A 21,566-nucleotide genomic window follows, 5' to 3' on the forward strand; every position below is an offset into this window, starting at 1 on the left:
GTCTACCGGCCGCGGGCCTTCGTGCCGGGCGCCGGACGGGTCGGCCCCGACGCCAGGCCGGTCCTCAGAAATCGAAGCTGAGGATCGCCTTGCCCGCCCAGCGGTCGCTGTTGTGGGTGAGGCCGTGCCCCAGGCCGACGTGGAGCGCCAGGCTCTTGCCCAGGCGTACGTCGGTGGTGACGAAGAGCTGGTGCGCCTGCCGCTCCGTCCTTTCGAAACGGCTGATCCGGCCGAAATCCATGAAGTGCTCCACGCCGAGCCAGACGCGCTCCGCCACTTGGCGCACCCCGCGCACCGCCGGCGCGAAGACCGGGCCTTCGCGGCCGAGGGGTATTTCGACGGTCGGGTTCAGGATGAGCTGCCAAGGCCCGGTGCGGAGGTCGAGGATCGGCCGCAGGCTGATCGCCCAATTCGCGCCGGAGAAGCGCGTGGACTGGTGGCGGATCTCGATGTCGAGGCCGCCGGCGATCGGGCGCTCGCCCGCGTTCGGCACCACGAAGGTGTTCCGCACCTTGAAGCCGCCGCCGTAGAGGTCGCCCGAGAACTCGCGCGCGACCGGCAGGTACAGCGCGATCTCGTGCCAAGTCGCGGTGGCGTAGCCGATTTCGGAGGTCGTCAACAGGCCGTTGCGCGGCGCGCCCTCGCCGTTCCGGCCGCGGCGGCCGAAGACGAGGTGCTGGTTGACGTCGAAGCCGCCCGGCTCCGCGATCCGCCCGTCGAAGATCTGGAACTCGTCGAACACGCCGGCGGCGGCGGGCCAGGGGGCGAGCAGGACCGCCGCCAGCAGGGCGAGGCGGCGCGCGGCGGCGCGCAGCGGGCCCGGCGATGTCGGCCGGCGCAGGCCGGTTGGATTCTGCGTGGGTTCGTTCATGTCCTGGTCCGAAGCTGAGCGCGGCGGTCGCCGGGGATGCCGGCCGGTTCCCGGCCGCCGGCGGCGCGATTGCGCGGCGGGCGGGGCGCTGGCACGCTGCCGACGCCATGCTCTACCAACCGCCCGCCTTCCGCGAGGAGCGCCCGGAGGTCTTGCGCGGCCTGATCCGGTCCGCGCGCCTTGCGATGCTGGTCTCCAACGGCCCCGACGGCGTGCCCGATGTCACGCACCTGCCCTTGCTCCTGGTCGAGGACGGCGCGGGCGCCTTCATCATCGGGCACTTCGCGCGCGGCAACCCGCACTGGCGCCGGCTCGCGGAGGCAGGGTGCGCCGTCGCGGTGTTCCCCGGCGTCGAGGCCTACGTCTCGCCCAATTGGTACGCCTCCAAGGCGGAGCACGGGAAGGTCGTGCCCACCTGGAACTACGAGGCGGTTCACGCCGAAGGCCCCGTCGAGATCGTGGAGGACGCGGAGCGGCTGCATGATTTCGTGTCCCGCCTGACGGAAGCGCACGAGGCGGCGCAGCCGCGGCCCTGGTCGGTGGGGGACGCGCCGGCACCCTTCGTGGCGGGCCAGCTCCGCGGCATCGTCGGCGTCTCGCTGCGGGTGGAGCGGCTGGCCGGCAAGCGCAAGCTGAGCCAGAACCGCACCCCGGCCGACCGGGACGGCGCCATCGCCGGCCTCGGCGCGAGCGCGGACGCGCGGGACCAGGACGCGGCGTCGGCCATGCGGGCGGTGGCTGAGGGCGACTGACACCGGACGGCGATGCCGAAACGCCGCCCATCCATGTCGATACGCGTTGTCAAGGCAATGCGCGAAATAGCGCTGCCTCCCGATGTAAGTCGGTGAGTCCGGGCCATGTGCCCTGACGCCCGCCGAGAAAGCGTCTCCTCGCCGCGCTGATTTTTCGACCCGAGCCGAATACTTGCCGGCGACGTCCACCGCCGCGGCCCGCGTCCACGCTCGGCAATCATGCCAGCGCCACAGGATGAAAAACCGATGACCCGAAGCTTGGCAGGGATGTGGCGCCTCGTGATGGATCCCGAGGTGAGCCCGCTCATGCGGATTCCCAAGATGCAACGGTTCCAGATGATGCAGGTCTTGGCCTACATGTGGTGCATCGTTTTCTCGGCGTGGATCGGCAGCGCTTTGGTCTTCGGGTTCAGCGCCGCGGTCCACAGCATCCTGCTGGTCGGCATCTTCTTCACCGCAGACGTGTTCAGGCGCGCGCGCCGAAACACGTCGGCCGCCACCGTCCGCGCCGCCGACTGAAAACGGCGGCGTCACGCCGCGCGGACGGCCAGAGGCCGCTCGATCCGGCGTCCGACCGGGGAGCGGGATGGCCGTGATCCGCACCGGCGTCAGCCCGCGCCGCCGGCGATCTCCGCCCGGAACTCGTCCAGCGCGCGCAAGCGGCCGTCGCGCGCCTCCACGTGCCAGAAGGTCCAGCCGTTGCAACTCGGCGCGTCCTGCACCAGCGCGCCGACGCGGTGGATGGAGCCCTGCGCCCGGCCGCAGCGGACCGAGCCGTCAGCCGCCACCTGCGCGCTCCAGCGGCGGGCGCGGTCCACGAGCACGGAGCCGGGCGGGACCAAGCCACGCTCGACCAGGGTGCCGAAGGGGATGCGCGGCTGCTCCCGCTTGGCCGGCGTGATCGCGGCTGCGGCCTCCGGCAGCGGCTCCACCGCGGCGATCCGCCCGGCGGCGGCGTCCGCGTAGGCCTCCTCCCGCTCGATCCCGATGAAGCGGCGGCCGAGGCGCTTGGCCACCGCCGCCGTGGTGCCGGTGCCGAGGAAGGGGTCCAGCACCACGTCGCCCGGCCCGGTGCAGGCGAGCAGCACCCGGTGCAGCAGCGCCTCGGGCTTCTGCGTCGGGTGCAGCTTGGCGCCCTTGGAGTCGCGCAGCCGCTCCGGGCCGGTGCAGAGCGGCAGCAGCCAGTCGCTCCGCATCTGCAGGTCCTCGTTCAGCGCCTTCATGGCGGCGTAGTTGAAGCGGTAGCGGCTCTCCGGCCCCCGCGCGGCCCAGATCAGCGTCTCGTGCGCGTTGGTGAAACGCCGGCCGCGGAAGTTCGGCATCGGGTTCGACTTGCGCCAGACAATGTCGTTCAGCACCCAGAATCCGAGGTCTTGCAGCGCCGCGCCCAAGCGAAAGACGTTGTGGTAGCTGCCCATGACCCAGACCGTGCCGTCCTTGCGCAGCACGCGGCGCGCCTCGCCGAGCCAGGCGCGGGTGAAGGCGTCGTAGGCGGCGAGATCCGGAAAGCTGTCCCAGGCGTCGTCCACGCCGTCCACCAAGCTGTGGTCCGGCCGGCGCAAGCCGTTCTTGAGCTGGAGGTTGTAGGGCGGGTCGGCGAACACCGCATGCACGGAGGCGGGCGGCAGGCCGCGCATCAAGTCGATGCAGTCCCCGACCAGAACCTGGTCGAGGGGCAGAGCGAGCCCGGTCCCCAAAGAATACCACTCCCCGCTGATGCCCCCGGATGAATCATCGCGGCCCGCAACGGCCTGGTCAACCACAGGATGCGGCGATCGCCCGGTCCACCGGCCGGAAACCGCGGCGGTGGTGCGGGCAGGCGCCGTGCAGCGCCAGCGCCCGCCGGTGCCGCAGCGTGGGGTAACCGGCGTGGTCCGCGAAGCCGTAGGCCGGCCAGCGCGCCCCGAGCCGCGCCATGGCGCGGTCCCGGACGACCTTGGCCAGAATCGAGGCGGCGGCGATCGAGAGGGACAGCCCGTCGCCGCCGACCACGCACCGCACCGGGCAGGCGAGCGGCGGCGGCCGGTTGCCGTCCACCAGCGCCAGGGCCGGCGGGCGCGGCAGCCGCGCCACCGCCCGGGCCATGGCGAGGTGGGTGGCGCGCAGGATGTTCAGCCGCCCGATCTCGGCCGCCGAAGCGGCGCCGACGCCGATCTCGGCGCCCCCTGCCGAAGCCGCTTCGCGCAGCGCGAGCGCGGCCGCCTCCCGCGCCGGCGCGGTCAAGCGTTTGCTGTCGTCGAGCAGCGCGGCGAGCGCGGGCGGCACGCCGTCGGGAAAGACCACGGCTGCGGCCAGCACCGGCCCGGCCAGCGGCCCACGGCCGGCCTCGTCCACGCCGGCGACCCGGTCGCCCTTTCCGAAGCCGGTCTCGAACTCGAAGTGCGGTGTCATCCGGGCGTGCGTCGCGGCGCCTTGCTGCCTCGCCACCTTACCCGGCGGCGCTGAAAGCTTCCGGACGGAAGACCAAGCCCGGGTGTCGGCGAGCGGAATGTAGCTGCTCCGCCGATGCGGCGCGAGCGATTCGGCCGAGGGCGGCGGCTCCCGGCCGCGCCTCCGCTCTACGCCCGGAAGCCGAATGTCGGCGCGGGCAAGCGTTGCGGTTCCGCGGGCTGCGGCGCCAGCCAGGTCGGGCGCTCGCTCGAGGGCGGCCGCATGCGCGGCTGCGGCCACATGAAGGTCGGCAGCCCGTCAGAGGCGCTGACACCGGGGGAGGAGCCGGATGTGGCGCAGGCCGCCAGCGCCGGAAGCGCGGCGAGCACGGCCAAGGCCGTGGCGGATTGCGTCGCTGTGCGTGCCATGGCGGGCAGCTTAGCGGTTGCGCTGCGGCGCGGGAACGGCGGTGTGGATGAAAACGGTCCGGCGACGCCCACGGCCTTTCCTCCTCGCCGCCCGACCGCGGGCGGGCACGCCGCCGCCGGAGCCGAAGAGGAGCGAGGCCGGCAGGCATGGTGTCCGGGAGCCCCGGCCCTCGGGCCACCGGTCCCGGGACGGCGCCCGCATCATTGCGCCTTCCGCTTCGCCACCCTCACCTCCCCGAGCCCGTCGAGCCCCATGCCCAATGCGGTTTCGCGCTGCGTGCGCCGCCGCGCGGGCAGCAGCGGCTGGTTGGCGAAGAACTCGTCGCGCGGGAACATGTCGGTCAGCGCCGCCGGGGCGCGCGGCGTGTCCGGCGTCCAGATCTGCGGCGCGCCGTCCACCAGCCGCGCGAGGGAGCGGATCTCCGCGTTGCCGCGGCGCGCGTGGGCCAGCACCTCGGGCGAATCCAAGCGGTCCAGCAACTCGCCGTGGTCGAAGGCGATGGGCCGGTCGCTGCCCACGAGGATCTGGAAGGGCCAGAGCAGGAGCGTGTGCGGGAACACCGCGGCGAAGGTGTCCACCACGCGCGCGGTGGGCGCCCATTGCACGTAGAGCCCGCCGGGCTTCAGCCGGCCCCGCACCGTCCGCAGGAACTCGGCGCTGTAGAGCAGGCCGCTGTGCGACGACTCCGGCAGGATGGCGTCGGCCTCGATCACGTCCCACGCCTCGTCGCCGCGGGCGAGCGCCCGGCGGCCGTCGCCGTGCTCCACGCGCACGCGCGGGTCGGCGAGCAGGGCCGCGACCGCCCCGTCGGGCCGCGCCTCGGCGATCTGTTCGAGCGTGTCCAGCACCGGGCCGACCAGCTCCACCGCGCGCAGCTCGCGCGTTTGCGGCGACACCAGCGCACCCCACGGCGTGCCGCCGCTGCCCACGCCGATCGCCAGCACCCGTTCCGGCGCCGGGTGCAGCAGCGGGCCGAGCACGCCAAGCAGGACGTGGCCCTCCATGAAGGGCACCGAGCCTTGCCGGAAGCCCATGATGAAGAAGGAGCCGGGGCGCTGCCCGCCGGGCTGCGGCGCTTCGCGGTAGAAGGCGACGCCGGACCGGTCCTCGGCGCCGGCCACGAAGCCCCCTTCCGGCGGCTCGGCGTGCATCCGGCGCCAAAAGGCGGCGTTGCCGGGCAGCGCGACGGTCGAGAGCAGGCAACCGAGCGCGAGCGCGGCGGGCATCGGCGCCGGCCGGCGGCGCCGCGGCCGGGCCCGGTCGCCGCCGCCATCCGCCCGCCACCACCACGCGCCGAGCAGCAGCGCCAGGGTCAGCGCGGCCAGCAGCTTCAGCGTGCCCATGGTGCCCAGCAGGTGCAACGTGACGAGGCCGGTGCCGAGCGAGCCCGCCGCGTTGCCGGCGATGTTGGCGAGCTGCACCCAGCCCACCCGCGCGCCCACGCTCGCCAGGTCCCGCTGCACCGCCTTTTGCGCGAAGGCGAAGGTCATGCCGATCAGGAAGGCCGGCGGGCCGACCACCAGCACGGCCAAGGCCACGGTCGTGCCCATCGCCTCCGCGGAGAAGCGGCTGTTGTCTACGCCCATCAGGGATGCCAGCGGCGGGTGCGGCAGCGCCAGCCACAGGGCGCCCACCAGCGCCGCCGCCAGCACGAAGCCCCCGCCCTGGGCGGCGAAGAAGGCCGGCCGCGGGTCGTCCATCCGGCGGACCATGCGGGCACCCCATGCCATGCCGGCGCCGTCGGCGAGCAGGAACACGCCGAGCACCGTGGGGAACAGGTAGGCGTGGAATTGCCCGACCTGCCCCATCAGCCGCACCCACACGATCTCCAGCGCCACGATCACGTAGCCGGACAGGAACACCAGCCCGCACCACAGCGGCAGGCCGCCGAAGGGCGCCGGCGCCGAGGCTCCGGCCGCGGCGGCCTTGGCGTGCCCAGTGGCGGCGGCGGCGGACGCCGCGCCCTGGAGTCCGGGCAGCAGAGTCAGGGCCAGCGCCGCCGCCGCGAGTTCAAGCGCCGCGGCGAGCGCCAGCGCGGCCTCGAAGCCGATGTTGCCGAGCACCAACCACCCCCCGAGCAGCGCGCCGAGGCCGGCGCCCAGGGTGTTCAGCCCGTAGAGCCGGCCGATGCGCTCGGCCACCGTGTCGAGCGAGGTGGCGACGGCGCGCGAGAGCAGCGGCAAGGACGCGCCCATGAGCGTGGTCGGCACCGCCAAGCCGGCGAAGCAGAGCGCGAACACCGCCAGCGGCGCGTCCACCCGCCCGGCCATGGACAGGGCCAGCCAGTCGTAGAGGAAGGGCTTGGACACCACGGCGCAGAGGGCGACGCCGGCCTCGCACAAGGCGAAGCCCACCAGCGCCCGGGCCGGCGCCAAGCGGTCCGCCGCCCGGGCGCCGAGGATGGAGCCGAGGCCCAGGCCGGCGAGGAAGGCGCCCACCACCAGGGCGGCGCTGATCGTGTCGGACCCGGCGAAGATGCCGAGCATGCGCTGCCAGACGATCTGGCAAAGCAAGGCCGCGAAGCCCGAGCAGAAGAACGCCAACCCCAAACGCGGCATGCGCGAAGACCCTTCGTGCAACCCAACCAGCAGGTTTTGCACGAAGGTTCGGCTCGAGGAAAGGCGCAAATTGCTCGCGGAGTCTCGCGAAAAGCGTCACTCCCGCCGCAGGATCTTGTCCACCAAAAGGTTGGCCCAGGGCTTGGACCGGAAGGACGCCCGCAACGCGGCCTCGTCGTAGTCGTCGCGCACCCAATCCAAGAAGGGCGTCCCGTCGCGCCGGTGCGCCTCGGCATAGAGGCGGAAGAACGCGTCCAGGACACCGGTGCGCCCTTGCCGCACGTGGCCGTACCGAAAGGAGAGCTGCGCCATCGCCTCCTCCGGCGGGCGGCCTTGGAGCAGCAGCCAGATGCCGGCGGCGAGGCCGGTGCGGTCGGCGCCGGACTTGCAGTGGATCAGCGCCGGCTCCTCCATCGTGCGGTAGATCTCGGCCAAGCGGAGTACGCGGTCGCGGTGCGGCGCGCCGCGGCTCTCGAAGGGCGCGTCCACGTGGGCGAGGCCGAGCGCCGCCGCCTCCGCCCGGCCGAGGCGGTCGGAGCCGCAGTCGGCGCGCTCGCCGCGCAGGTTGATGACGGTGCGCAAGCCGAAGCGCCGTGCCGCGTGGCGCAGTTGCCAGGGCAGCGGGTGGTTGGAGCGGTAAAGGCGCCCCTCCTCCACGGCCGCCCAGTTGCGCCAGCCGAGGCGCAGGGCGGCGTGGTCCACGAAGAGGCTGTTGACCCAGTGCCGGCGGCGCGACGGCCGCGGGCCGGCGGCGGCCCCGGGCGGCGCGGCGGGCGAAGGCATGCGCGGCGTTATGGGGTGCGGCACGCGCGCGCGCCAGCGGGAACGGCCCTCGGCGGCGGCGCGTTCGGGATCGGTCACGGGAAGGGGAATCAGCCATGTCGAAGGCGCACATGCCGCCGGTGCCACCGGCCAACCGCAGCGACAAGGGGCCGGGCGGCGACGACCGGGTGGACCCGGCGGCGGCGCAGAACGCGGAAGCCCGCGGCGGCGGCAAGGACGGCAACACCGCCGAGCAGGGCCGCGCGGGCAACTCGGCGCAGAACACCACCCACCAGGGCCACCAGCAGGACCGCTGAGCATGTCGAAGCAGCGCTCGACCGAGAAGAACAACGACAACGACGGCGGCGGGCCGGGGAGCAGCCACCAGGGCGGTTCGCACGGCCACGCCCACAGCCCGCGCGACGACCAGGGGCCGAACCCGAACGAGCCGACCAACACCACCCGGTCGCGCGTTTCGGGCGGGGGCGGGGAGCGGGACCGGCACCACACGCGCGATCCGGACAAAAAGGGCTAGGTCCGCGAAGGGCGCGGGGCGCTGCGGCGCCCCGCCGTTTCTTTGCCGCCCTGCTTCCTTGCGGTCTCGCCCGCCGCCTTCGGACAAAAGGCGCGGTCCGGACGTCGGCGGGCGCATCGCGGCATTTTTTGGCCCCCCCGAAGCGAGCATGGTGGCGCGCAACGGACGCGTCCGGCCGTCGTTGTGTCCCCGGCACACGGGGAGGCCGCCATGCCTGACGCAACCGAGGACAAAGGCGTCGCCATGAACGAGACGGAGCGGCTCATCGCCTCCGACAAGGTGGAGGGCACGGCGGTCTACAACCGCGCGGGCGAAGCGATCGGCTCCGTCTACACCCTCATGATCGACAAGCGCTCCGGCCAAGTGGAGTATGCAGTGGTGGGCTTCGGCGGCTTCCTCGGCATCCGCGAGCGCTACTACCCGCTGCCCTGGAAGGCGCTGGACTACGACCCGCGCGTGGGCGGCTACGTGGCGGAGGTGACGCGCGAGCGGTTGGAGCACGCGCCCTCCTACGCCAGCGACGAAGCGCCTTGGGACAACCCGGGCTACGGGCGCAGCATCTACGACTACTACGGGATGACCTACCCTTACGCCGGGATCTGAAAGCCCGGGCGGCGGGCTTGCGCCCGTCCGCGGCGCCCGATAACGCGCCGCCATGGCGGTCCGCGCCCTCCTGCTCGTCGGCGTCGCCGCGCTCGCGCTGCCGTCCTGCGCCTCCCCGTCCGCGCGCCCGGCCCGGGGGGAGGCGCGCGCCGCGCCCGCTCCGGTGCCCACGCCCACCGGCGCCGACCAGGGCGCCTCCCGGCCACGGCCGGACGGGGCACGGGAGGCCCCCGACGCCGCCGAGGGGCAGACGGGCGGCGGCGGCCACGGGCCGCGGCTCCGAACCGAACCCGGGAACGTCTGGGCGGACCTGGACGGGTGGTACGCGCCGCGCAAACCGGTCCCGCGTCCGTCCGCCGCCGCGCGCGACCGGGCGGCCGCCGGGCAGGGCGGCGGAGGGCCCGTTCCCGGCGCCCCGCCGCTGGCGGGCGAGGAGGGCGACTTCTGGGCCGGCGCGCGCGACCGCCGCTAGACCGCGGTCGCCCTGAGTGGAAACACCCAGGGCGCGGATCGCCGGTCCAGCAAACCCTGGACACGGGTCGGCCTGACCACGGTCAGGCTGAAACGGGTCCAGGTTGCGCGGTGCCGGGATGCCGCGGCGTCGGGCCGTACCGGACCGCTCAACGCCCGCGTCGCTCGAACGCGGACACCCGCCAACGGGCCTGTCGAGGGTGGCGGCGTCCCCGCCGCGGCCCGCCCTCCCCTACTCGATCCGCGCGCCGGTGAGCTGCACCAGGTCGCGCCAGCGCGGGCGCTCCTTGGCCGCGTGGGCGGCGGCGTCCTCCGGCGTGGACCAGAGCACCTTGGCGCCGACCTGCTGGAAGCGTTGCTGCACGGACGGCTCCGCCGCGACCTGCTTGATGGCGGCGTTGAGGCGGTCCACGACCGGGCGCGGCACGCCGGCCGGGAAGGCCAGGGTGCACCAGGAGGTGACGACGAAGTCCGGCATCCCGGCTTCCGCCATGGTCGGCACGTTCGGCAGCGTCGGCCAACGCTCGGCGCTGGTGACGGCGAGGCCGCGCAGGCGGCCTTCCTGGATCACGGGCAGGTAGGAGGCGAGGTTGTCGAGGGCGAAGTTCAGGTCGCCCGAGAGCAGCGTCGGGATCACCTGCGCGGCGCCGCGGTAGGGCACGTGCGAGGCCTCGAAGCCGGCGCGCTGCGAGAGGAGGGCGCCCGAGAGGTGCGCGGTGGTGGTGACGCCCGGCGAGCCGTAGGTGATGCCGCCGCGCTTCGCCTTGGCCCAGGCGATGAAGCCCTTCAGGTCCTCCACGGGCACGAACTGGGGCGCCACCACGGCGACGTTGGGCATCTCCCAAGTGAGGGCGACGGGGATGAGGTCGCGCTCCGGGTCGTGGCCCATGCTCTTGTAGGCGAACTGGTTGATGCAGAGGTTGGCGATGGTGGCCGGGCCGAGGGTGTAGCCGTCGGGCGCCGACTTCGCGAGCGCGTCCATGCCGATGTTGCCGGAGGCGCCGGGGCGGTTCTCCACCACGAAGGGCTGGCCGAGCCGCTGGGAGAGCTGCTCGCACATCAAGCGGGTCAACACATCGGTCGAGCCGCCGGGCGGCCAGGGGACCAGGACGCGGACCGGGCGGTCGGGCCAGGAGGCGACGGATTGGGCGAAGGCGGGGCGGACAAACGCCGCCGCGGCGGAGGCGAAGGCGGCGACGTTGGACAGGACGCGGCGGCGGAGCATGGGCGGCGTTTCCTCCGGCCGGCTCCCCGCCGGCTCTCGTGCGCGGCAGCATGGTGCGCGCGGCCGTGCACGGCAACGCAGGCCGCCGATCGGCGGCGCGGCCGGGGGGCGCGGCGCGCGCGGAAGCGGCCCGCCGGTGCCGAGCCTGCCGCGCCTATCGCCCGGGCAGCGGCGCCGCGGCGTCCGCCCCGGTGAAGGTGAGCTCGGCGACGGTTGCGACCAGCCGCCCCGCGTCGAAGGGCTTTTCCAGCACCGGCGCGCGCCCGTATCCGCCCGTGTCGTGGTTCACGCCGTAGCCGGTGGCGAACAGGAACGGCACGCCGAGCGCGGCCAATCGATCGGCCAGCGGCGCCACGTGCTGCCCGCCGAGGTTGATGTCGAGCACCGCGGCGCTGATCCCGCCGTCCGAGACCGCCGCCTCAACCAGTTGCAGCGCGTTCTCGACCGACGGGACGGGACCAAGGATCTCGGCGCGGGCGTCGCGCAGCTCGTCCTCCATCAGCATGGACACCAGCGCCTCGTCCTCGACCACGAGGACGCGCTTGCTGGCGAGTTTGTCCCGGCAGTCGGGAAGGCCGTCCCCCAGGTACGCCATGGCCGGAGACGGCGGGAACAGGCGGTCCACGGCGGACAGCATCGCCCGGATGGTGGCCGCCCGCTCGGCGGGCGGCCGGCGAGCCGGTGCGGCCCGGTGGCCAGCGCCAGCAGCGCCGAGCGCGCCGCTTCCCGGGCCGCGCCCAGGGCCAAGTGCGGCAGGCCCCGCTCCAGAGCGGAAGCCACGATGTCGGCCGCGGCCGCGACACGGCCGCGTCGGTCCTCAAGCATGTCCGGATGCAACTCCACAGGACGCGCCCTCCCGTCCGGGCTTCGTCCGGGGCGTAGCCGGTTCGCCGGCGCCCGACTGTTCGGTTCCGAACAGCTGGCAGAAAAAAACAGCGCCTATCCGGGCGGCGACTCGCCGCCGAGCAGGCGGGCGAACTCGCGCCGCACGGCGTGGTAGCACTCGCAACTGGCCGCTTCGAGGCCGTGCCGGTCGGTGATGGCCATCCGGCCGCGGGCGTACTGGATGAGGCCGGCCTTTTGCAGCGCCCCGGCCGCCACCGAAAGGCCGGGGCGGCGCACGCCCAGCATCAGGGACAGGAAGTCGTGCGTCATGGGGAACTCGTCGCCGTCCGCGCGGTCGTGGGCGGTGAGCAACCAGCGGGCGAGGCGCTGCTCGACAACATGGAAGGCGTTGCACGCTGCGGTCAGGCTCACCTGAGTGTTGAAGGCCAGGGCGTAGCGCAGCAGCAGCGCCCGCAGCGCCGCGCTCCCCCCCATCCCGTCGCGGAGCGCCGCCGCGTCCATCCGGAGCGCGGTGCCCTCCTGCTGCACCCTGGCCTCGGTGAGCGAACGGTCGTCGCCGAACACCAGCGGCAGGCCGACCAGCCCCTCCCGGCCGACGATGCCGACCTCGACCTGCTCGCCGTCTTCCAGGGCGGCCAGCAGGGACACCATTCCGGTTTCGGGGAACAGCACGGCGTCCACCTCGCTGCCCGCTGGGGTGAGGGTCCCGTCGAAGGGGAGTTCGACCGGCCGCAACATGGGGCGCAACCGCGCCAAGTCCCCGGGCGGCAGCGCCGCGAGCAGGCCGTTGCGGACGGAGGCTCGGTGCTGGTGCTGGTCCAAAGAGGCCACTGGGCGGCTACTCGCACGGGATGTGGCGGGAGCGCTGGCCTCTCTCAGCCGCCCGCGGCCGGGATCCGTGCGGACGATGGATCTGAAATTGGGCCGCAGCGCGGCGTTTCCAAGCCTGAAGGACGTGGACGCCGGCGCGCGGCGTGCCCGATGCGCCCGGCGGCCGCCGAAACGGACCGCGCCGCGCGTTCTACGCGGGCTGCGTCCGATTTCGAACGCACCGGCACTTGCCCCATGCGCTGGGCAGGCGCGGCATCGCGGCCGTGGCGCAAACCACAGGGACCCCCTTCAATGGATCGACGGGCGCAGCGCGGAGGCGCGGCGGGCGCAAGACATGGCGTTCGACCGCCTTCTGCTGTCGCTCGGCGAGATCGGCGACGCCGCGTTCCACCTCGTCGAGAAGGAGATGGACCTGCTGGAACTCGCCGCCGCTCCGCGCCAGCGGTGGGGCGGGGCGACGTAGAGAAGCCATAAGGCGCCCGTTCGCGCCGCGATCATCGCCGCCCCAGACCGCTCCCCGCCGCGCGGCCGAAGGCCGCCCCGCGTCAGGCGAAAAGGATGCCGAAGGAGGCCGGGTCCTCGTTCATGATGTTCGGCGCGGTGTTCGCCTTGTGCTCCGCGCTCTCGGAGAAGCCGAGCACCACGTCCGCGCGCGTCGCGCCCCCGCCTAGGGCGCCGGTCCAAGCGGACAGGCCCCCGGTCTCGGGTTCCCTGTGCAAGGTGTTCCGGTAGAGCGCCGAGACGAAACCCGCGTCGTCGAGGGCGCCGTAGCGGGACTGGAATTCGGCACTCGCCGCGAAGCTGCCGGCGACCGCCCGGAGGCTCGAACCGCCGGCTTCGATGGCCTCGCGCCAGTTCGCCAGCCCGCCGATGTCGGGCAGACGGCCGAGCACGGCGTCATAGAGCCGGGCGACCTGTGCCGCCGTTTCCGACACGTCCCAGATGCCGTTGGCCACGGTGGAAGCGGTGTTCGCCTTGTTTTCGGGGCTTTCGGAAAAGCCGGCCAGCGCCTGCGCGCGCTCCATGCCTCCCCGGAGGGCGCCGATCCAGTAGTCGTACCCGCCCTGGTCCGGGGCCCGGCCGAGCACGTTTTGGTAGAGGCGGGTCACGACGGCGCCGTCCGACAGGTCCGGTCCCATGCGGGACGCGAACTCGGCGCTGCCGAGGAATCCCTGGGCCAAGTCGCGGAGCGGCGCGCCGGTTTCCAGCGCGTCGATCCAAGCGTTCAGCCCGCCCTGGTCCGGCGCGCGCCCGAGCGCCGCTTGGTAGAGCCGCACCACCTGCGCGGCCGCGTGCGACGGGTCGAACACCAGCCGGCCGTCGGCGAAGCGCACCTCCTCGATCCCGGCGAGGGTTTCGGTGTGCCAGCGGTGGCGCACGAGGATCTCGCCGTCGGCTTGCGGTTCGACGACAGCGCTCCGGCGCCCGATGCTCGGCGCTTCGAACGCGTCGCGGCCGGGCCCGCCCTCGAAACGCTGGCTGGGCGCGCCGTCGCGCAGGACGTCGTTCCCGGCGGTGCCGTAGACGGTCGAGTCCGCATCCACGGTGTCCACGTCCTCGTAGACCTCGATGGACGCGTAGGGATTGTATATCGGGTGCGTCCAGGACGCGTCGATGTAGTGGTCGCCCGTGTACGTGGCGCGATACTCGAGGATCGCGTCCGTGCCGGGGTCGATGCCGAGGATGTTGGTGTCCCAGGCGAGGGCCTGTCCGTCCAAGTCGTGCAGGGCGAGCGTGCCCGGGTCGCGGTCGCTCATCGAGAAGAAGTAGTAGGTCGCGCCGCCGGTGAGCTTCGCCACGAAGGTGTCACGGCTGGTGGCGAAGAGGTCCGCGGTGGCGAAGTAAGCGGCGTTGTCCCAACCGACCGGGGCGCCCTCCGGGTAGCTCGTCAGCGTCAGGCGCCGCAGGGAGCCGGGTTCGGGCACGTACAACGGGGCAGGCGGCATGCGGGCCTCGGTTCCTAACAGGCGCCGAGGTAGCACAATATTTTGCGATATCGCAACTAAAACGCGTCCCGGCGCTCGGCCGTCAGCAGTCCAGCACGACGTTGCCGATGTGCTTGCCTTCCTGCACCGCCTGCTGCGCCCGCGCGCATTCGGCCAGCGGCGCCCGCGCGGCCACGGCGTGCCGCACCAGGCCGCGCTCCAGCCAGCCGTTGAGCGCGCCGAGGGCGGTGGCGCGCTGCGCCGCGTCCAGCTCGTAGACGATGAAGAAGCGGAAGGCGATGCCCTTCAGGATGGCGGGGCCGAAGGCGATCTGCGCGACGGCGGCGTTGGAGCCGTAGACCGCGACGAGGCCGCCGGGCGCGAGCAGCGCCGGCAGGACGGCGTCGTTGCCGGCGATGTCCACCTCCACCACGCGGTCCACGCCGCGGCCGCCGGTGAGCGCCCCCACGCGCTCCGCCACGTCCTGCCGCTTGTAGTCTATCGTGGCGTCGGCGCCGGCCGACAGGGCGTGCGCCGCCTTCTCCTCCGAGCTGACGGTGGCGAGCACCTGCGCGGCGCCGAGCAGGCGCGCGAACTGCACGGCGTAGTGGCCGACGGAGCCGGCGCCGCCCGCGACCAGCACGCGCCGGCCGGACACGCCGCCGTCGGTCAGCACCGCGTGGAGCGCCGTGAGCGCGGGGATGCCGAGGCAGGCGCCCTCGTCGAAGCCGGTGTTGTCCGGCAGGCGCACGGCCTGGGCGGAGGGCAACGCGATGTACTCGGCGGCGGTGCCGAAGGCGCGCTTCCATTGGCCGTTCCAGATCCACACGCGCTCGCCGACGCGGGCCTTGTCCACGCCCTCGCCCACCGCCTCCACGATGCCGGCGCCGTCGCTGTGCGGCACGATGCGGGGGAAGCCCATCGGGCGGCCGGTGGTGCCGCTGCGGCTCTTCCAGTCGGAGGGGTTCACGCCGGAGGTGGCGAGGCGCACCAGCACCTCGCCCGGCCCCGGCTTGGGTGTCGGCAGCTCGCCGAAGGTCAGCACCTCGGGGCCGCCGGTGCGATCGTACCAGACTGCCTTCATCGCTTTCCCCTCCGGATCAGGGCCAGGCCGCTTCGGGCGGCAGGCTCATCAGAATCGCCTCGACGTTGCCGCCGGTCTTGAGGCCGAACAGCGTGCCGCGGTCGTAGAGCAGGTTGAATTCCACGTAGCGGCCGCGGCGGACCAGTTGGCGCCGGCGCTCGTCGTCCGTCCAGGGCTCGCGCATCCGGCCGCGGACGATGGCGGGGTAGGCTTCGAGGAAGGCGAGGCCGACGTCGCGCGTGAAGGCGAAATCGGCCTCCGCGCCGTGCCCCGGCGTGCGGTCGCCGAGCCAGTCGTAGAAGATGCCGCCGAGGCCGCGCGGCTCTACCCGGTGCGGCAGGAAGAAGTACTCGTCGCACCACCGCTTGAAGCGCTCGTAGTACGTCGGGTCGTGGCGGTCGCAGGCGGCGCGGAAAGCGGCGTGGAAGCGCTCCGCGTCGGCGCGGGCCTCGGGCGAGTCGGGGAACATCGGGGTGATGTCGCCGCCGCCGCCGAACCAGGCGCGGGTGGTGGAGATGAAGCGGGTGTTCATGTGCACGGCCGGCACGCGCGGGCTGCGCATGTGGGCGACGAGGGAGATGCCGGTGGCGAAGAAGCGCGGGTCGGCTTCGGCGCCGGGGATCTGGGCGCGGAACTCGGGCGAGAACTCGCCGTGCACGGTGGAGACGTTGACGCCCACCTTCTCGAACACGCGGCCGCCGCGCATGAGGCCCATCACGCCGCCCCCGCCGCTTACACCGCCGCCTTGGCCGGCTTCGGCCGGCCGCGTCCAGGGCGTGCGCTCGAAGCGCCCGGCCGGCAGCCCGGCGTGGGGGCCGGCGTCCGCCTCGTCCTCGATCGCTTCGAAGGCGGCGCAGATCCGGTCGCGCAGCGTTTCGAACCAAGCGCGGGCCGGGGCGGCCAAGGGATGGTCCATCGGGTGCGCGGCGGGTCCGGTCACGGCGTTCTCCTGCGGGCTGGAGTGACGCGGGTTATCGGCGGTTCCGCCGGATTGCCACCCTCCGTTCCCGCACCTTATATGCGGTGCGGCGCGGCAGGGACCTTCCCCGCCGCCGCGGTTTTCGCATCGGCGCGGGCCCGTCCTTGCCAAATGGGCCGGGCGCCGCCGGGGAGCAGGGACGACAGAACGCATGGCCGACACCTTGGCGCAGCACGGGGCACCCCAGGTCCCCGAACACGGCCCCGCCACGGACCCGGACGGCGGCGGCGGGACGCGGCGGGACTTCCTGACGCTGACCACGGCCGCCTTCACCGTCGTCGGCCTGGGCGCGGCGGCGGTGCCCTTCATCGCGTCCATGAACCCGTCGCGCGACGTGCTGGCGCTGGCGAGCACGGAGGTGGACCTGTCGCCCATCGCCGTCGGCTCGGCCGTCACGATCATGTGGCGCGGCAAGCCGGTCTTCGTGCGGCACCGCACGGCGGAGGAGATCCAGGCGGCCCGCTCCGTCCCGATCTCGCAACTGCCCGACCCGGCGCCGGACCAGGCGCGCGTCATCAAGGACGAGTGGCTGGTGCTGCTCGGCGTCTGCACGCACCTCGGTTGCGTGCCGCTGGGGCAGAAGCCCAGCGACAGCAAGGGCAACTTCGGCGGCTGGTTCTGCCCCTGCCACGGCAGCCATTACGACACCTCCGGCCGCATCCGGCAGGGGCCGGCGCCGGCCAACCTTGAGGTTCCGGAGTACGTCTTCACCTCAGACACGCAGATCCGCATCGGCTGAGGCCTCGGGCCCGCCGGACGTTTCAGGAGCGCCTCCATGGCCATCGGCCTGCACGAAAGCGAGTTCAAGAACCCGGTCATTCGCTGGGTGGACGCTCGCCTGCCCATCTTCACCATGATGCAGAAGGAGTACGGGACGTTCCCGACGCCCCGCAACTTCAACTACTTCTGGAACTTCGGCGGGTTGGCGCTGGTCAACCTGACCATCATGATCGCCACGGGCATTTTCCTGGCGATGAACTACACGGCGCACGTGACCTACGCGTTCGACTCGGTCGAGCGCATCATGCGCGACGTGAATTACGGCTGGCTGCTGCGCTACATCCACTCCAACGGCGCCAGCATGTTCTTCATCGTGGTCTACATCCACATCTGGCGGGCGCTCTACTACGGCTCCTACAAGGCGCCGCGCGAGCTGCTGTTCATGCTGGGCGTGGTGATCTTCCTGCTGATGATGGCCACCGCCTTCCTCGGCTACGTGCTGCCTTGGGGCCAGATGTCCTTCTGGGGCGCCACCGTCATCACCAACCTGTTCAGCGCCATACCGCTGGTCGGCGAGAGCATAGTGACGTGGCTCTGGGGCGGGTTCAGCGTGGACAACCCGACGCTCAACCGCTTCTACAGCCTGCACTACCTGCTGCCCTTCGTGACCTTCGGCGTGGTGTTCCTGCACATCGCGGCGCTGCACATCACGGGCTCGAACAACCCGCTCGGCATCGACCCGAAGGGGCCGCAGGACACGCTGCCCTTCCACCCGTACTACACGGCCAAGGACAGCGTCGGCCTCGTCGTCTACTTCATCGTCTTCGCGGCGCTGGTGTTCTTCGCGCCGAACCTGCTCGGGCACCCGGACAACTACATCCCGGCCAACCCGCTGGTGACGCCGCCGCACATCGTGCCGGAATGGTACTTCCTGCCCTTCTACGCGATCTTGCGCGCGGTGCCGGACAAGCTCGGCGGCGTGGCGCTGATGGGCGGATCGATCATGATCCTGTTCATCCTGCCCTGGCTCGACACCAGCCCGGTGCGGTCCATGCGTTTCCGCCCCGTGGCGCGGATCTGCCTGCTGCTGTGGCTCGTGTCCTTCTTCGTGCTGATGTACTGCGGCGCGAAGCCGCCGGAGGAGCCCTACGTCACGATCGCCCGGCTCGCCACGCTTTACTACTTCGCCTACTTCCTGGTGATCCTGCCCTTCCTGGGCGCCAAGGAGCGCGGCCTGCCGCTGCCGACCAGCATATCCATGCCGGTGCTGCGGGGGGCCGGCGGCGGACCGTTGCCGGCGGGCGCGACCGCCAAGCCGATGGAGAAGGCGTGATGGCTCTGCGCTCTCGCTTGCGGGCGGCCCTGCTGGCCGGCGGGCTCGCGCTCGCCGGCGGCGCCGGCCCGGCCTTGGCGGCCGGGGAGGCCCTGCCCCCGCCCGACACCAACTTCTCCTTCGACGGGCTGTTCGGCACCTTCGACCGCGCCTCGGCGCAGCGCGGCTTCCAGGTCTACAAGGAGGTCTGCTCCAACTGCCATTCGATGCGGCTGCTCTACTACCGCAACCTGCGGGAACTGGGCCTGTCGGACGCCGAGGTGCGGGCCATCGCCGCGACGGTGCAGGTGAACGACGGACCCAACGACGAAGGGCAGATGTTCGAGCGTCCGGGGCGGCCCTCCGACCGCTTCCGCAGCCCCTTCACCAACGAGAACGCGGCGCGAGCGGCGAACAACGGGGCTTACCCGCCGGACCTGTCCGTCATCACCAAGGCGCGGGAGCACGGGGCGGACTACATCCACGCGTTGCTCACCGGCTACTCGGACCCTCCCGAAGACTTCCACCTCATGGAGGGGATGAACTACAACAAGTACTTCGCCGGCCGGCAGATCGCCATGGCACCGCCGATCGCGGGCGAAGGGCAGGTCGAGTACAAGGACGGGACCGCCGCCACCGTCGAGCAGATGTCGAAGGACGTGACCACCTTCCTCGCCTGGGCGGCCGAGCCGGAGTTGGAGCAGCGCAAGCAGATGGGTGTCAGGATCATCCTGTTCCTGACCATCCTCGGCGGGTTGGTCTACGCGGTGAAGCGCAAGATCTGGTCCGACGTGCATTGACCGCGGCGCGCGCTGCCGCGGCGCAGTCCGGGACGATGCGGAGGGCCGCCCCAGGGCGGCCCTTTCCGTGTCCGCCCCTCCTCACGCGCCGCCGAGCCGGTCCTCGACGTAGAGCCGCTGCACCGCGACCTTGAGCACCGCGACCAAGGGTGTCGCCAACGCCACGCCCAGGGCGCCGAACAGGGTGCCGAACACCGCGACGGCGGCCAGCGTCAGCACCGGCGGCAGGTCCACCGCGCGCCGCTGGATCAAGGGCGCGAGCACGTACCCCTCGATCGTCTGTATGACGACGTGCACACCCAGCGCCCAGAGCACCATGGTCGTCCCCTGCGCCATGGCGGCGAGGCCGATTGGGACGGCACCGATGACGGGTCCCAGGTAGGGGATGAAGTTCACCAAGCCTGCCTGCAAGCCGAGCAGGAGGGCGCCCGGCATGCCGATCAGCGCCAGCCCGAGCCACATGCTGAGCGCGATCAGAACCACGGCTACCAGTTGCCCGACCAGCCACCAGCGCAGGACGGCGGCCATCTCGTCGAGGACTTCGCCCACGCGCTGACGGCGGCCGCGCGGCAGCAGGGCCAAGACGCCGCGCCGGTAGATGCCGGGGTCGGCGGCGGCGAACAGGCCGACGAACACCACCACGATGGCGTTGCCCAGCAGGCCGGAAGCCAGGCTGAAGGCCGAGTAGGCGGTGCCGAACAGCGTGCTCGGGTCGGGGAGGAGAACCTGGGCGAGCGTGCGCTGCTGCCCATCGGCCCCTTGCGGCGGCGTTACGCCCATGTCCCTGAGTTCGCCGCGCAGCGCCCGCAACTGCTCGCCGATCACGGCGACGAGGCCGTCCGCCTGCGCGACCAGGTTGTACCCGCCCCAGACGGCGAGCGCCGCCGCCGCAAGCGTCAGCAGCGTGCACACGACGGCCAGCCGCCATCCGCGCCCGACCGGGAGCACGTAGGCCAAGCCGCGCGTCGCCGCGTCGAGGAGGCCCGCGAACAGCAGACCGGCGAAGAGCAGGAGCAGGGTGCCCGCGGTCTGCCACGCCAAGAAGAGGCCGGCGCCGGCCGCGAGGGCGACCAGCGCCTGGGCGGCGCCGCGCCGGAACGGGGTGTCCGTCACAGCCGAGGCGTCCTCCCGACGGCTTCGGGCGGCGGACGGTCCGCCGTTTCCGGGAACCCCGTTCCGGCGGGCCCCATGATCAGCGGCGCGCCGTAGCCCCCGCGTCGAGGCCGGGCGGCGGCAGCGCGGTGCCGCGCTCCACGTCGCTCCGGGCGGTGGGCGGCGGGGCCGCGCCGCAGGCGCCGGCGGCGAGGAGGGTCAGCAGCAAGGGGAGGGCGGCGCCTTTGGGCATGTGGGTCGTCATCCTCGTCGCTGCGGGGCGCGGCGCCCCGCCGGAGCGGTGGTCGGCGGGGTTGGCGGCCATGCGGTCCGCCCCGTAAACAACCGGGCCGGTCGTCGAGACAACTTCCTTCCTAGGCCGGCGTTCCGCCGCGCCGCGGTTCCCGGCGGCGGGCGTCCGCCCAGCCACACCCACCAGCGCCGGAGTCCCTCCGCCTTGCCCGACAGCATCGAACCCGTCCTCGGCCTCATCGGCGGCTCCGGCCTCTACGACATCGACGGGCTGGAGGACCGCGAATGGCGGCGCGTCCGCACGCCCTGGGGAGAGCCTTCGGACGAGTTGCTGTTCGGCCGCTTGGAAGGGGTGCGCTGCGTGTTCCTACCGCGGCACGGCCGGGGGCATCCAGCGCCGCCCTCGGCCTTGAACTACCGCGCCAACATCGACGCGTTGAAGCGGTCCGGCGTCACCGAAGTCATCTCCCTCTCCGCCGTCGGCTCGCTGCGAGAGGACCTGCCGCCCGGCCACTTCGTCATCGTGGACCAGTTCATCGACCGCACCTTCGCGCGGGAGAAGTCCTTCTTCGGCACGGGCTGCGTCGCGCACGTCTCGGTGGCGCACCCGGTCTGCCCGCGCCTGGGCGACGCGCTGGAGGAGGCCGCGCGCGGCCTCGGCCTGCCGGCCTCGCGGGGCGGCACCTACCTCGTGATGGAAGGGCCGCAATTCTCCACCCAGGCGGAGAGCGAGCTGTACCGGCAATGGGGATGCAGCGTGATCGGCATGACCAACATGCCGGAAGCCAAGCTCGCGCGGGAAGCGGAGCTTTGCTACGCGACGGTGGCCATGGTCACGGATTTCGACTGCTGGCACCCGGACCACGACCACGTCACGGTGGAGCAGGTCGTGAAGGTCCTGCTCGCCAACGCCGACCGCGCGCGGTCCCTCGTGCGGGCGGTGGTGCCGCGGCTGGGCGCGCGGCGCGGCCCCTGCCCCGCCGGCTGCGACCGGGCGCTCGACCACGCCATCATCACGGCGCCGGAGCGGCGCGACCCGGCCCTCCTGGCGAAGCTGGATGTTGTAGCCGGGCGGGTGCTAACGGGCTGAGCCGCTAACTAAATTTCCAACGAAGCGATTTCCTGTTCACGAAAATCTGAATATGGTGT

At 72.7% G+C, this 21,566-nt stretch carries 24 protein-coding genes; 11 read left to right on the plus strand and 13 right to left on the minus strand.

Translation table 11 applies throughout. The features are described from left to right. Positions 1-64: 64 nt before the first annotated feature. A complete protein-coding gene (locus ABD067_RS25965) occupies positions 65-871 on the minus strand; it encodes a hypothetical protein (RefSeq protein ID WP_343898339.1) in 807 nt (268 codons plus the stop codon). Positions 872-978: 107 nt separating this feature from the next. On the opposite strand from ABD067_RS25965, the gene ABD067_RS25970 reads away from it, so the two are divergent. Both ABD067_RS25970 and ABD067_RS25975 read left to right on the plus strand, forming a co-directional pair. Then, complete coding sequence (locus tag ABD067_RS25970) at positions 979-1,623, plus strand: FMN-binding negative transcriptional regulator (protein WP_343898340.1); 645 nt, start codon at positions 979-981, stop codon at positions 1,621-1,623. Between the two features lie 246 nt (positions 1,624-1,869). Next, on the plus strand, positions 1,870-2,142 hold the full coding sequence (locus ABD067_RS25975; RefSeq protein ID WP_343898341.1) for a hypothetical protein: 273 nt from the start codon (positions 1,870-1,872) through the stop codon (positions 2,140-2,142). Positions 2,143-2,231: 89 nt separating this feature from the next. Here the strand turns inward: ABD067_RS25975 and ABD067_RS25980 are convergent, their stop codons facing one another. The 4 genes from ABD067_RS25980 to ABD067_RS25995 all read right to left on the minus strand — a co-directional run bounded on the left by ABD067_RS25980 (position 2,232) and on the right by ABD067_RS25995 (position 7,763). Next, complete coding sequence (locus tag ABD067_RS25980) at positions 2,232-3,260, minus strand: site-specific DNA-methyltransferase (protein ID WP_343898386.1); 1,029 nt, start codon at positions 3,258-3,260, stop codon at positions 2,232-2,234. Between the two features lie 118 nt (positions 3,261-3,378). Beyond that, a complete protein-coding gene (locus ABD067_RS25985) occupies positions 3,379-4,014 on the minus strand; it encodes a ribonuclease HII (RefSeq protein ID WP_343898342.1) in 636 nt (211 codons plus the stop codon). 608 nt (positions 4,015-4,622) lie between these two features. Continuing rightward, positions 4,623-6,980 carry a fused MFS/spermidine synthase gene (locus ABD067_RS25990; protein WP_343898343.1) on the minus strand — a complete coding sequence of 786 codons (2,358 nt, stop codon included), beginning with the start codon at positions 6,978-6,980 and terminating at the stop codon, positions 4,623-4,625. Between the two features lie 96 nt (positions 6,981-7,076). Further along, positions 7,077-7,763 (minus strand): tyrosine-protein phosphatase, encoded by a 687-nt coding sequence (locus ABD067_RS25995; RefSeq protein ID WP_343898388.1) that lies wholly within the window; start codon positions 7,761-7,763, stop codon positions 7,077-7,079. A gap of 95 nt (positions 7,764-7,858) precedes the next feature. On the opposite strand from ABD067_RS25995, the gene ABD067_RS26000 reads away from it, so the two are divergent. The 4 genes from ABD067_RS26000 to ABD067_RS26015 all read left to right on the plus strand — a co-directional run bounded on the left by ABD067_RS26000 (position 7,859) and on the right by ABD067_RS26015 (position 9,352). Further along, complete coding sequence (locus tag ABD067_RS26000) at positions 7,859-8,059, plus strand: hypothetical protein (RefSeq protein WP_343898344.1); 201 nt, start codon at positions 7,859-7,861, stop codon at positions 8,057-8,059. A 2-nt stretch (positions 8,060-8,061) separates the two neighbouring features. Beyond that, complete coding sequence (locus ABD067_RS26005) at positions 8,062-8,277, plus strand: hypothetical protein (protein ID WP_343898345.1); 216 nt, start codon at positions 8,062-8,064, stop codon at positions 8,275-8,277. 210 nt (positions 8,278-8,487) lie between these two features. Continuing rightward, entirely contained in the window at positions 8,488-8,880 is a 393-nt protein-coding gene (locus ABD067_RS26010; RefSeq protein WP_343898346.1) for a PRC-barrel domain-containing protein, read from the plus strand. A 52-nt stretch (positions 8,881-8,932) separates the two neighbouring features. After that, positions 8,933-9,352 (plus strand): hypothetical protein, encoded by a 420-nt coding sequence (locus ABD067_RS26015; RefSeq protein ID WP_343898347.1) that lies wholly within the window; start codon positions 8,933-8,935, stop codon positions 9,350-9,352. A 231-nt stretch (positions 9,353-9,583) separates the two neighbouring features. Here ABD067_RS26015 and ABD067_RS26020 read toward each other — a convergent pair whose 3' ends face one another. The 3 genes from ABD067_RS26020 to ABD067_RS26030 form a co-directional block, all read right to left on the minus strand. Next, positions 9,584-10,576 carry a Bug family tripartite tricarboxylate transporter substrate binding protein gene (locus ABD067_RS26020; RefSeq protein WP_343898348.1) on the minus strand — a complete coding sequence of 331 codons (993 nt, stop codon included), beginning with the start codon at positions 10,574-10,576 and terminating at the stop codon, positions 9,584-9,586. 154 nt (positions 10,577-10,730) lie between these two features. Continuing rightward, complete coding sequence (locus ABD067_RS26025; RefSeq protein WP_343898349.1) at positions 10,731-11,201, minus strand: response regulator; 471 nt, start codon at positions 11,199-11,201, stop codon at positions 10,731-10,733. Between the two features lie 314 nt (positions 11,202-11,515). Further along, positions 11,516-12,253 carry a Crp/Fnr family transcriptional regulator gene (locus tag ABD067_RS26030; RefSeq protein ID WP_343898350.1) on the minus strand — a complete coding sequence of 246 codons (738 nt, stop codon included), beginning with the start codon at positions 12,251-12,253 and terminating at the stop codon, positions 11,516-11,518. Between the two features lie 334 nt (positions 12,254-12,587). Here ABD067_RS26030 and ABD067_RS26035 point away from each other — a divergent pair, with 334 nt between their 5' ends. Beyond that, positions 12,588-12,716: a hypothetical protein gene (locus ABD067_RS26035; protein ID WP_343898351.1), complete on the plus strand. Its 129-nt coding sequence runs from the start codon at positions 12,588-12,590 to the stop codon at positions 12,714-12,716. Positions 12,717-12,798: 82 nt separating this feature from the next. On the opposite strand, the gene ABD067_RS26040 is transcribed toward ABD067_RS26035, so the two are convergent. The 3 genes from ABD067_RS26040 to hemF all read right to left on the minus strand — a co-directional run bounded on the left by ABD067_RS26040 (position 12,799) and on the right by hemF (position 16,178). After that, positions 12,799-14,199: a DUF4214 domain-containing protein gene (locus ABD067_RS26040; protein WP_343898352.1), complete on the minus strand. Its 1,401-nt coding sequence runs from the start codon at positions 14,197-14,199 to the stop codon at positions 12,799-12,801. Between the two features lie 82 nt (positions 14,200-14,281). Beyond that, positions 14,282-15,262, minus strand: coding sequence for an NADPH:quinone reductase (locus ABD067_RS26045; RefSeq protein ID WP_343898353.1), 981 nt, complete (start codon positions 15,260-15,262; stop codon positions 14,282-14,284). 16 nt (positions 15,263-15,278) lie between these two features. Beyond that, on the minus strand, positions 15,279-16,178 hold the full coding sequence (gene hemF / locus ABD067_RS26050; RefSeq protein ID WP_343898389.1) for an oxygen-dependent coproporphyrinogen oxidase: 900 nt from the start codon (positions 16,176-16,178) through the stop codon (positions 15,279-15,281). A gap of 214 nt (positions 16,179-16,392) precedes the next feature. Between hemF and petA the strand changes: the two genes are divergently transcribed. The 3 genes from petA to ABD067_RS26065 are packed head-to-tail and all read left to right on the plus strand — an operon-like array spanning position 16,393 to position 19,073. Next, on the plus strand, positions 16,393-16,980 hold the full coding sequence (gene petA, locus ABD067_RS26055; protein ID WP_343898354.1) for a ubiquinol-cytochrome c reductase iron-sulfur subunit: 588 nt from the start codon (positions 16,393-16,395) through the stop codon (positions 16,978-16,980). Positions 16,981-17,016: 36 nt separating this feature from the next. Beyond that, positions 17,017-18,294 carry a cytochrome b gene (locus ABD067_RS26060; RefSeq protein ID WP_343898355.1) on the plus strand — a complete coding sequence of 426 codons (1,278 nt, stop codon included), beginning with the start codon at positions 17,017-17,019 and terminating at the stop codon, positions 18,292-18,294. Then, entirely contained in the window at positions 18,294-19,073 is a 780-nt protein-coding gene (locus tag ABD067_RS26065) for a cytochrome c1 (protein ID WP_343898357.1), read from the plus strand. Before ABD067_RS26060 ends, ABD067_RS26065 begins: the two co-directional genes overlap by 1 nt. 81 nt (positions 19,074-19,154) lie before the next feature. On the opposite strand, the gene ABD067_RS26070 is transcribed toward ABD067_RS26065, so the two are convergent. Continuing rightward, complete coding sequence (locus tag ABD067_RS26070; RefSeq protein ID WP_343898358.1) at positions 19,155-20,186, minus strand: AI-2E family transporter; 1,032 nt, start codon at positions 20,184-20,186, stop codon at positions 19,155-19,157. Positions 20,187-20,265: 79 nt separating this feature from the next. Beyond that, complete coding sequence (locus ABD067_RS26075; RefSeq protein ID WP_343898359.1) at positions 20,266-20,418, minus strand: hypothetical protein; 153 nt, start codon at positions 20,416-20,418, stop codon at positions 20,266-20,268. Positions 20,419-20,622: 204 nt separating this feature from the next. Between ABD067_RS26075 and ABD067_RS26080 the strand changes: the two genes are divergently transcribed. Continuing rightward, on the plus strand, positions 20,623-21,507 hold the full coding sequence (locus ABD067_RS26080) for an S-methyl-5'-thioadenosine phosphorylase (protein WP_343898360.1): 885 nt from the start codon (positions 20,623-20,625) through the stop codon (positions 21,505-21,507). Positions 21,508-21,566 lie beyond the last annotated feature (59 nt).

It is taken from the genome of Craurococcus roseus (assembly GCF_039523795.1).
Lineage (GTDB): Bacteria > Pseudomonadota > Alphaproteobacteria > Acetobacterales > Acetobacteraceae > Craurococcus > Craurococcus roseus.

Bases quoted from the DNA above. Each gene is read 5' to 3' on its own strand.
- ABD067_RS25980 (WP_343898386.1), bottom strand. From the start codon at position 3,260: ATGCGCGGCCTGCCGCCCGCCTCCGTGCATGCGGTGTTCGCCGACCCG.
- ABD067_RS25995 (WP_343898388.1), bottom strand. From the start codon at position 7,763: ATGCCTTCGCCCGCCGCGCCGCCCGGGGCCGCCGCCGGCCCGCGGCCG.
- ABD067_RS25965 (WP_343898339.1), bottom strand. From the start codon at position 871: ATGAACGAACCCACGCAGAATCCAACCGGCCTGCGCCGGCCGACATCG.
- ABD067_RS26020 (WP_343898348.1), bottom strand. From the start codon at position 10,576: ATGCTCCGCCGCCGCGTCCTGTCCAACGTCGCCGCCTTCGCCTCCGCC.
- ABD067_RS26060 (WP_343898355.1), top strand. From the start codon at position 17,017: ATGGCCATCGGCCTGCACGAAAGCGAGTTCAAGAACCCGGTCATTCGC.
- ABD067_RS25990 (WP_343898343.1), bottom strand. From the start codon at position 6,980: ATGCCGCGTTTGGGGTTGGCGTTCTTCTGCTCGGGCTTCGCGGCCTTG.
- ABD067_RS26000 (WP_343898344.1), top strand. From the start codon at position 7,859: ATGTCGAAGGCGCACATGCCGCCGGTGCCACCGGCCAACCGCAGCGAC.
- petA (WP_343898354.1), top strand. From the start codon at position 16,393: ATGGCCGACACCTTGGCGCAGCACGGGGCACCCCAGGTCCCCGAACAC.
- ABD067_RS26005 (WP_343898345.1), top strand. From the start codon at position 8,062: ATGTCGAAGCAGCGCTCGACCGAGAAGAACAACGACAACGACGGCGGC.
- ABD067_RS26065 (WP_343898357.1), top strand. From the start codon at position 18,294: ATGGCTCTGCGCTCTCGCTTGCGGGCGGCCCTGCTGGCCGGCGGGCTC.
- ABD067_RS26015 (WP_343898347.1), top strand. From the start codon at position 8,933: ATGGCGGTCCGCGCCCTCCTGCTCGTCGGCGTCGCCGCGCTCGCGCTG.
- ABD067_RS26010 (WP_343898346.1), top strand. From the start codon at position 8,488: ATGCCTGACGCAACCGAGGACAAAGGCGTCGCCATGAACGAGACGGAG.
- ABD067_RS25985 (WP_343898342.1), bottom strand. From the start codon at position 4,014: ATGACACCGCACTTCGAGTTCGAGACCGGCTTCGGAAAGGGCGACCGG.
- hemF (WP_343898389.1), bottom strand. From the start codon at position 16,178: ATGGACCATCCCTTGGCCGCCCCGGCCCGCGCTTGGTTCGAAACGCTG.
- ABD067_RS25975 (WP_343898341.1), top strand. From the start codon at position 1,870: ATGACCCGAAGCTTGGCAGGGATGTGGCGCCTCGTGATGGATCCCGAG.
- ABD067_RS26045 (WP_343898353.1), bottom strand. From the start codon at position 15,262: ATGAAGGCAGTCTGGTACGATCGCACCGGCGGCCCCGAGGTGCTGACC.
- ABD067_RS26035 (WP_343898351.1), top strand. From the start codon at position 12,588: ATGGCGTTCGACCGCCTTCTGCTGTCGCTCGGCGAGATCGGCGACGCC.
- ABD067_RS25970 (WP_343898340.1), top strand. From the start codon at position 979: ATGCTCTACCAACCGCCCGCCTTCCGCGAGGAGCGCCCGGAGGTCTTG.
- ABD067_RS26075 (WP_343898359.1), bottom strand. From the start codon at position 20,418: ATGCCCAAAGGCGCCGCCCTCCCCTTGCTGCTGACCCTCCTCGCCGCC.
- ABD067_RS26040 (WP_343898352.1), bottom strand. From the start codon at position 14,199: ATGCCGCCTGCCCCGTTGTACGTGCCCGAACCCGGCTCCCTGCGGCGC.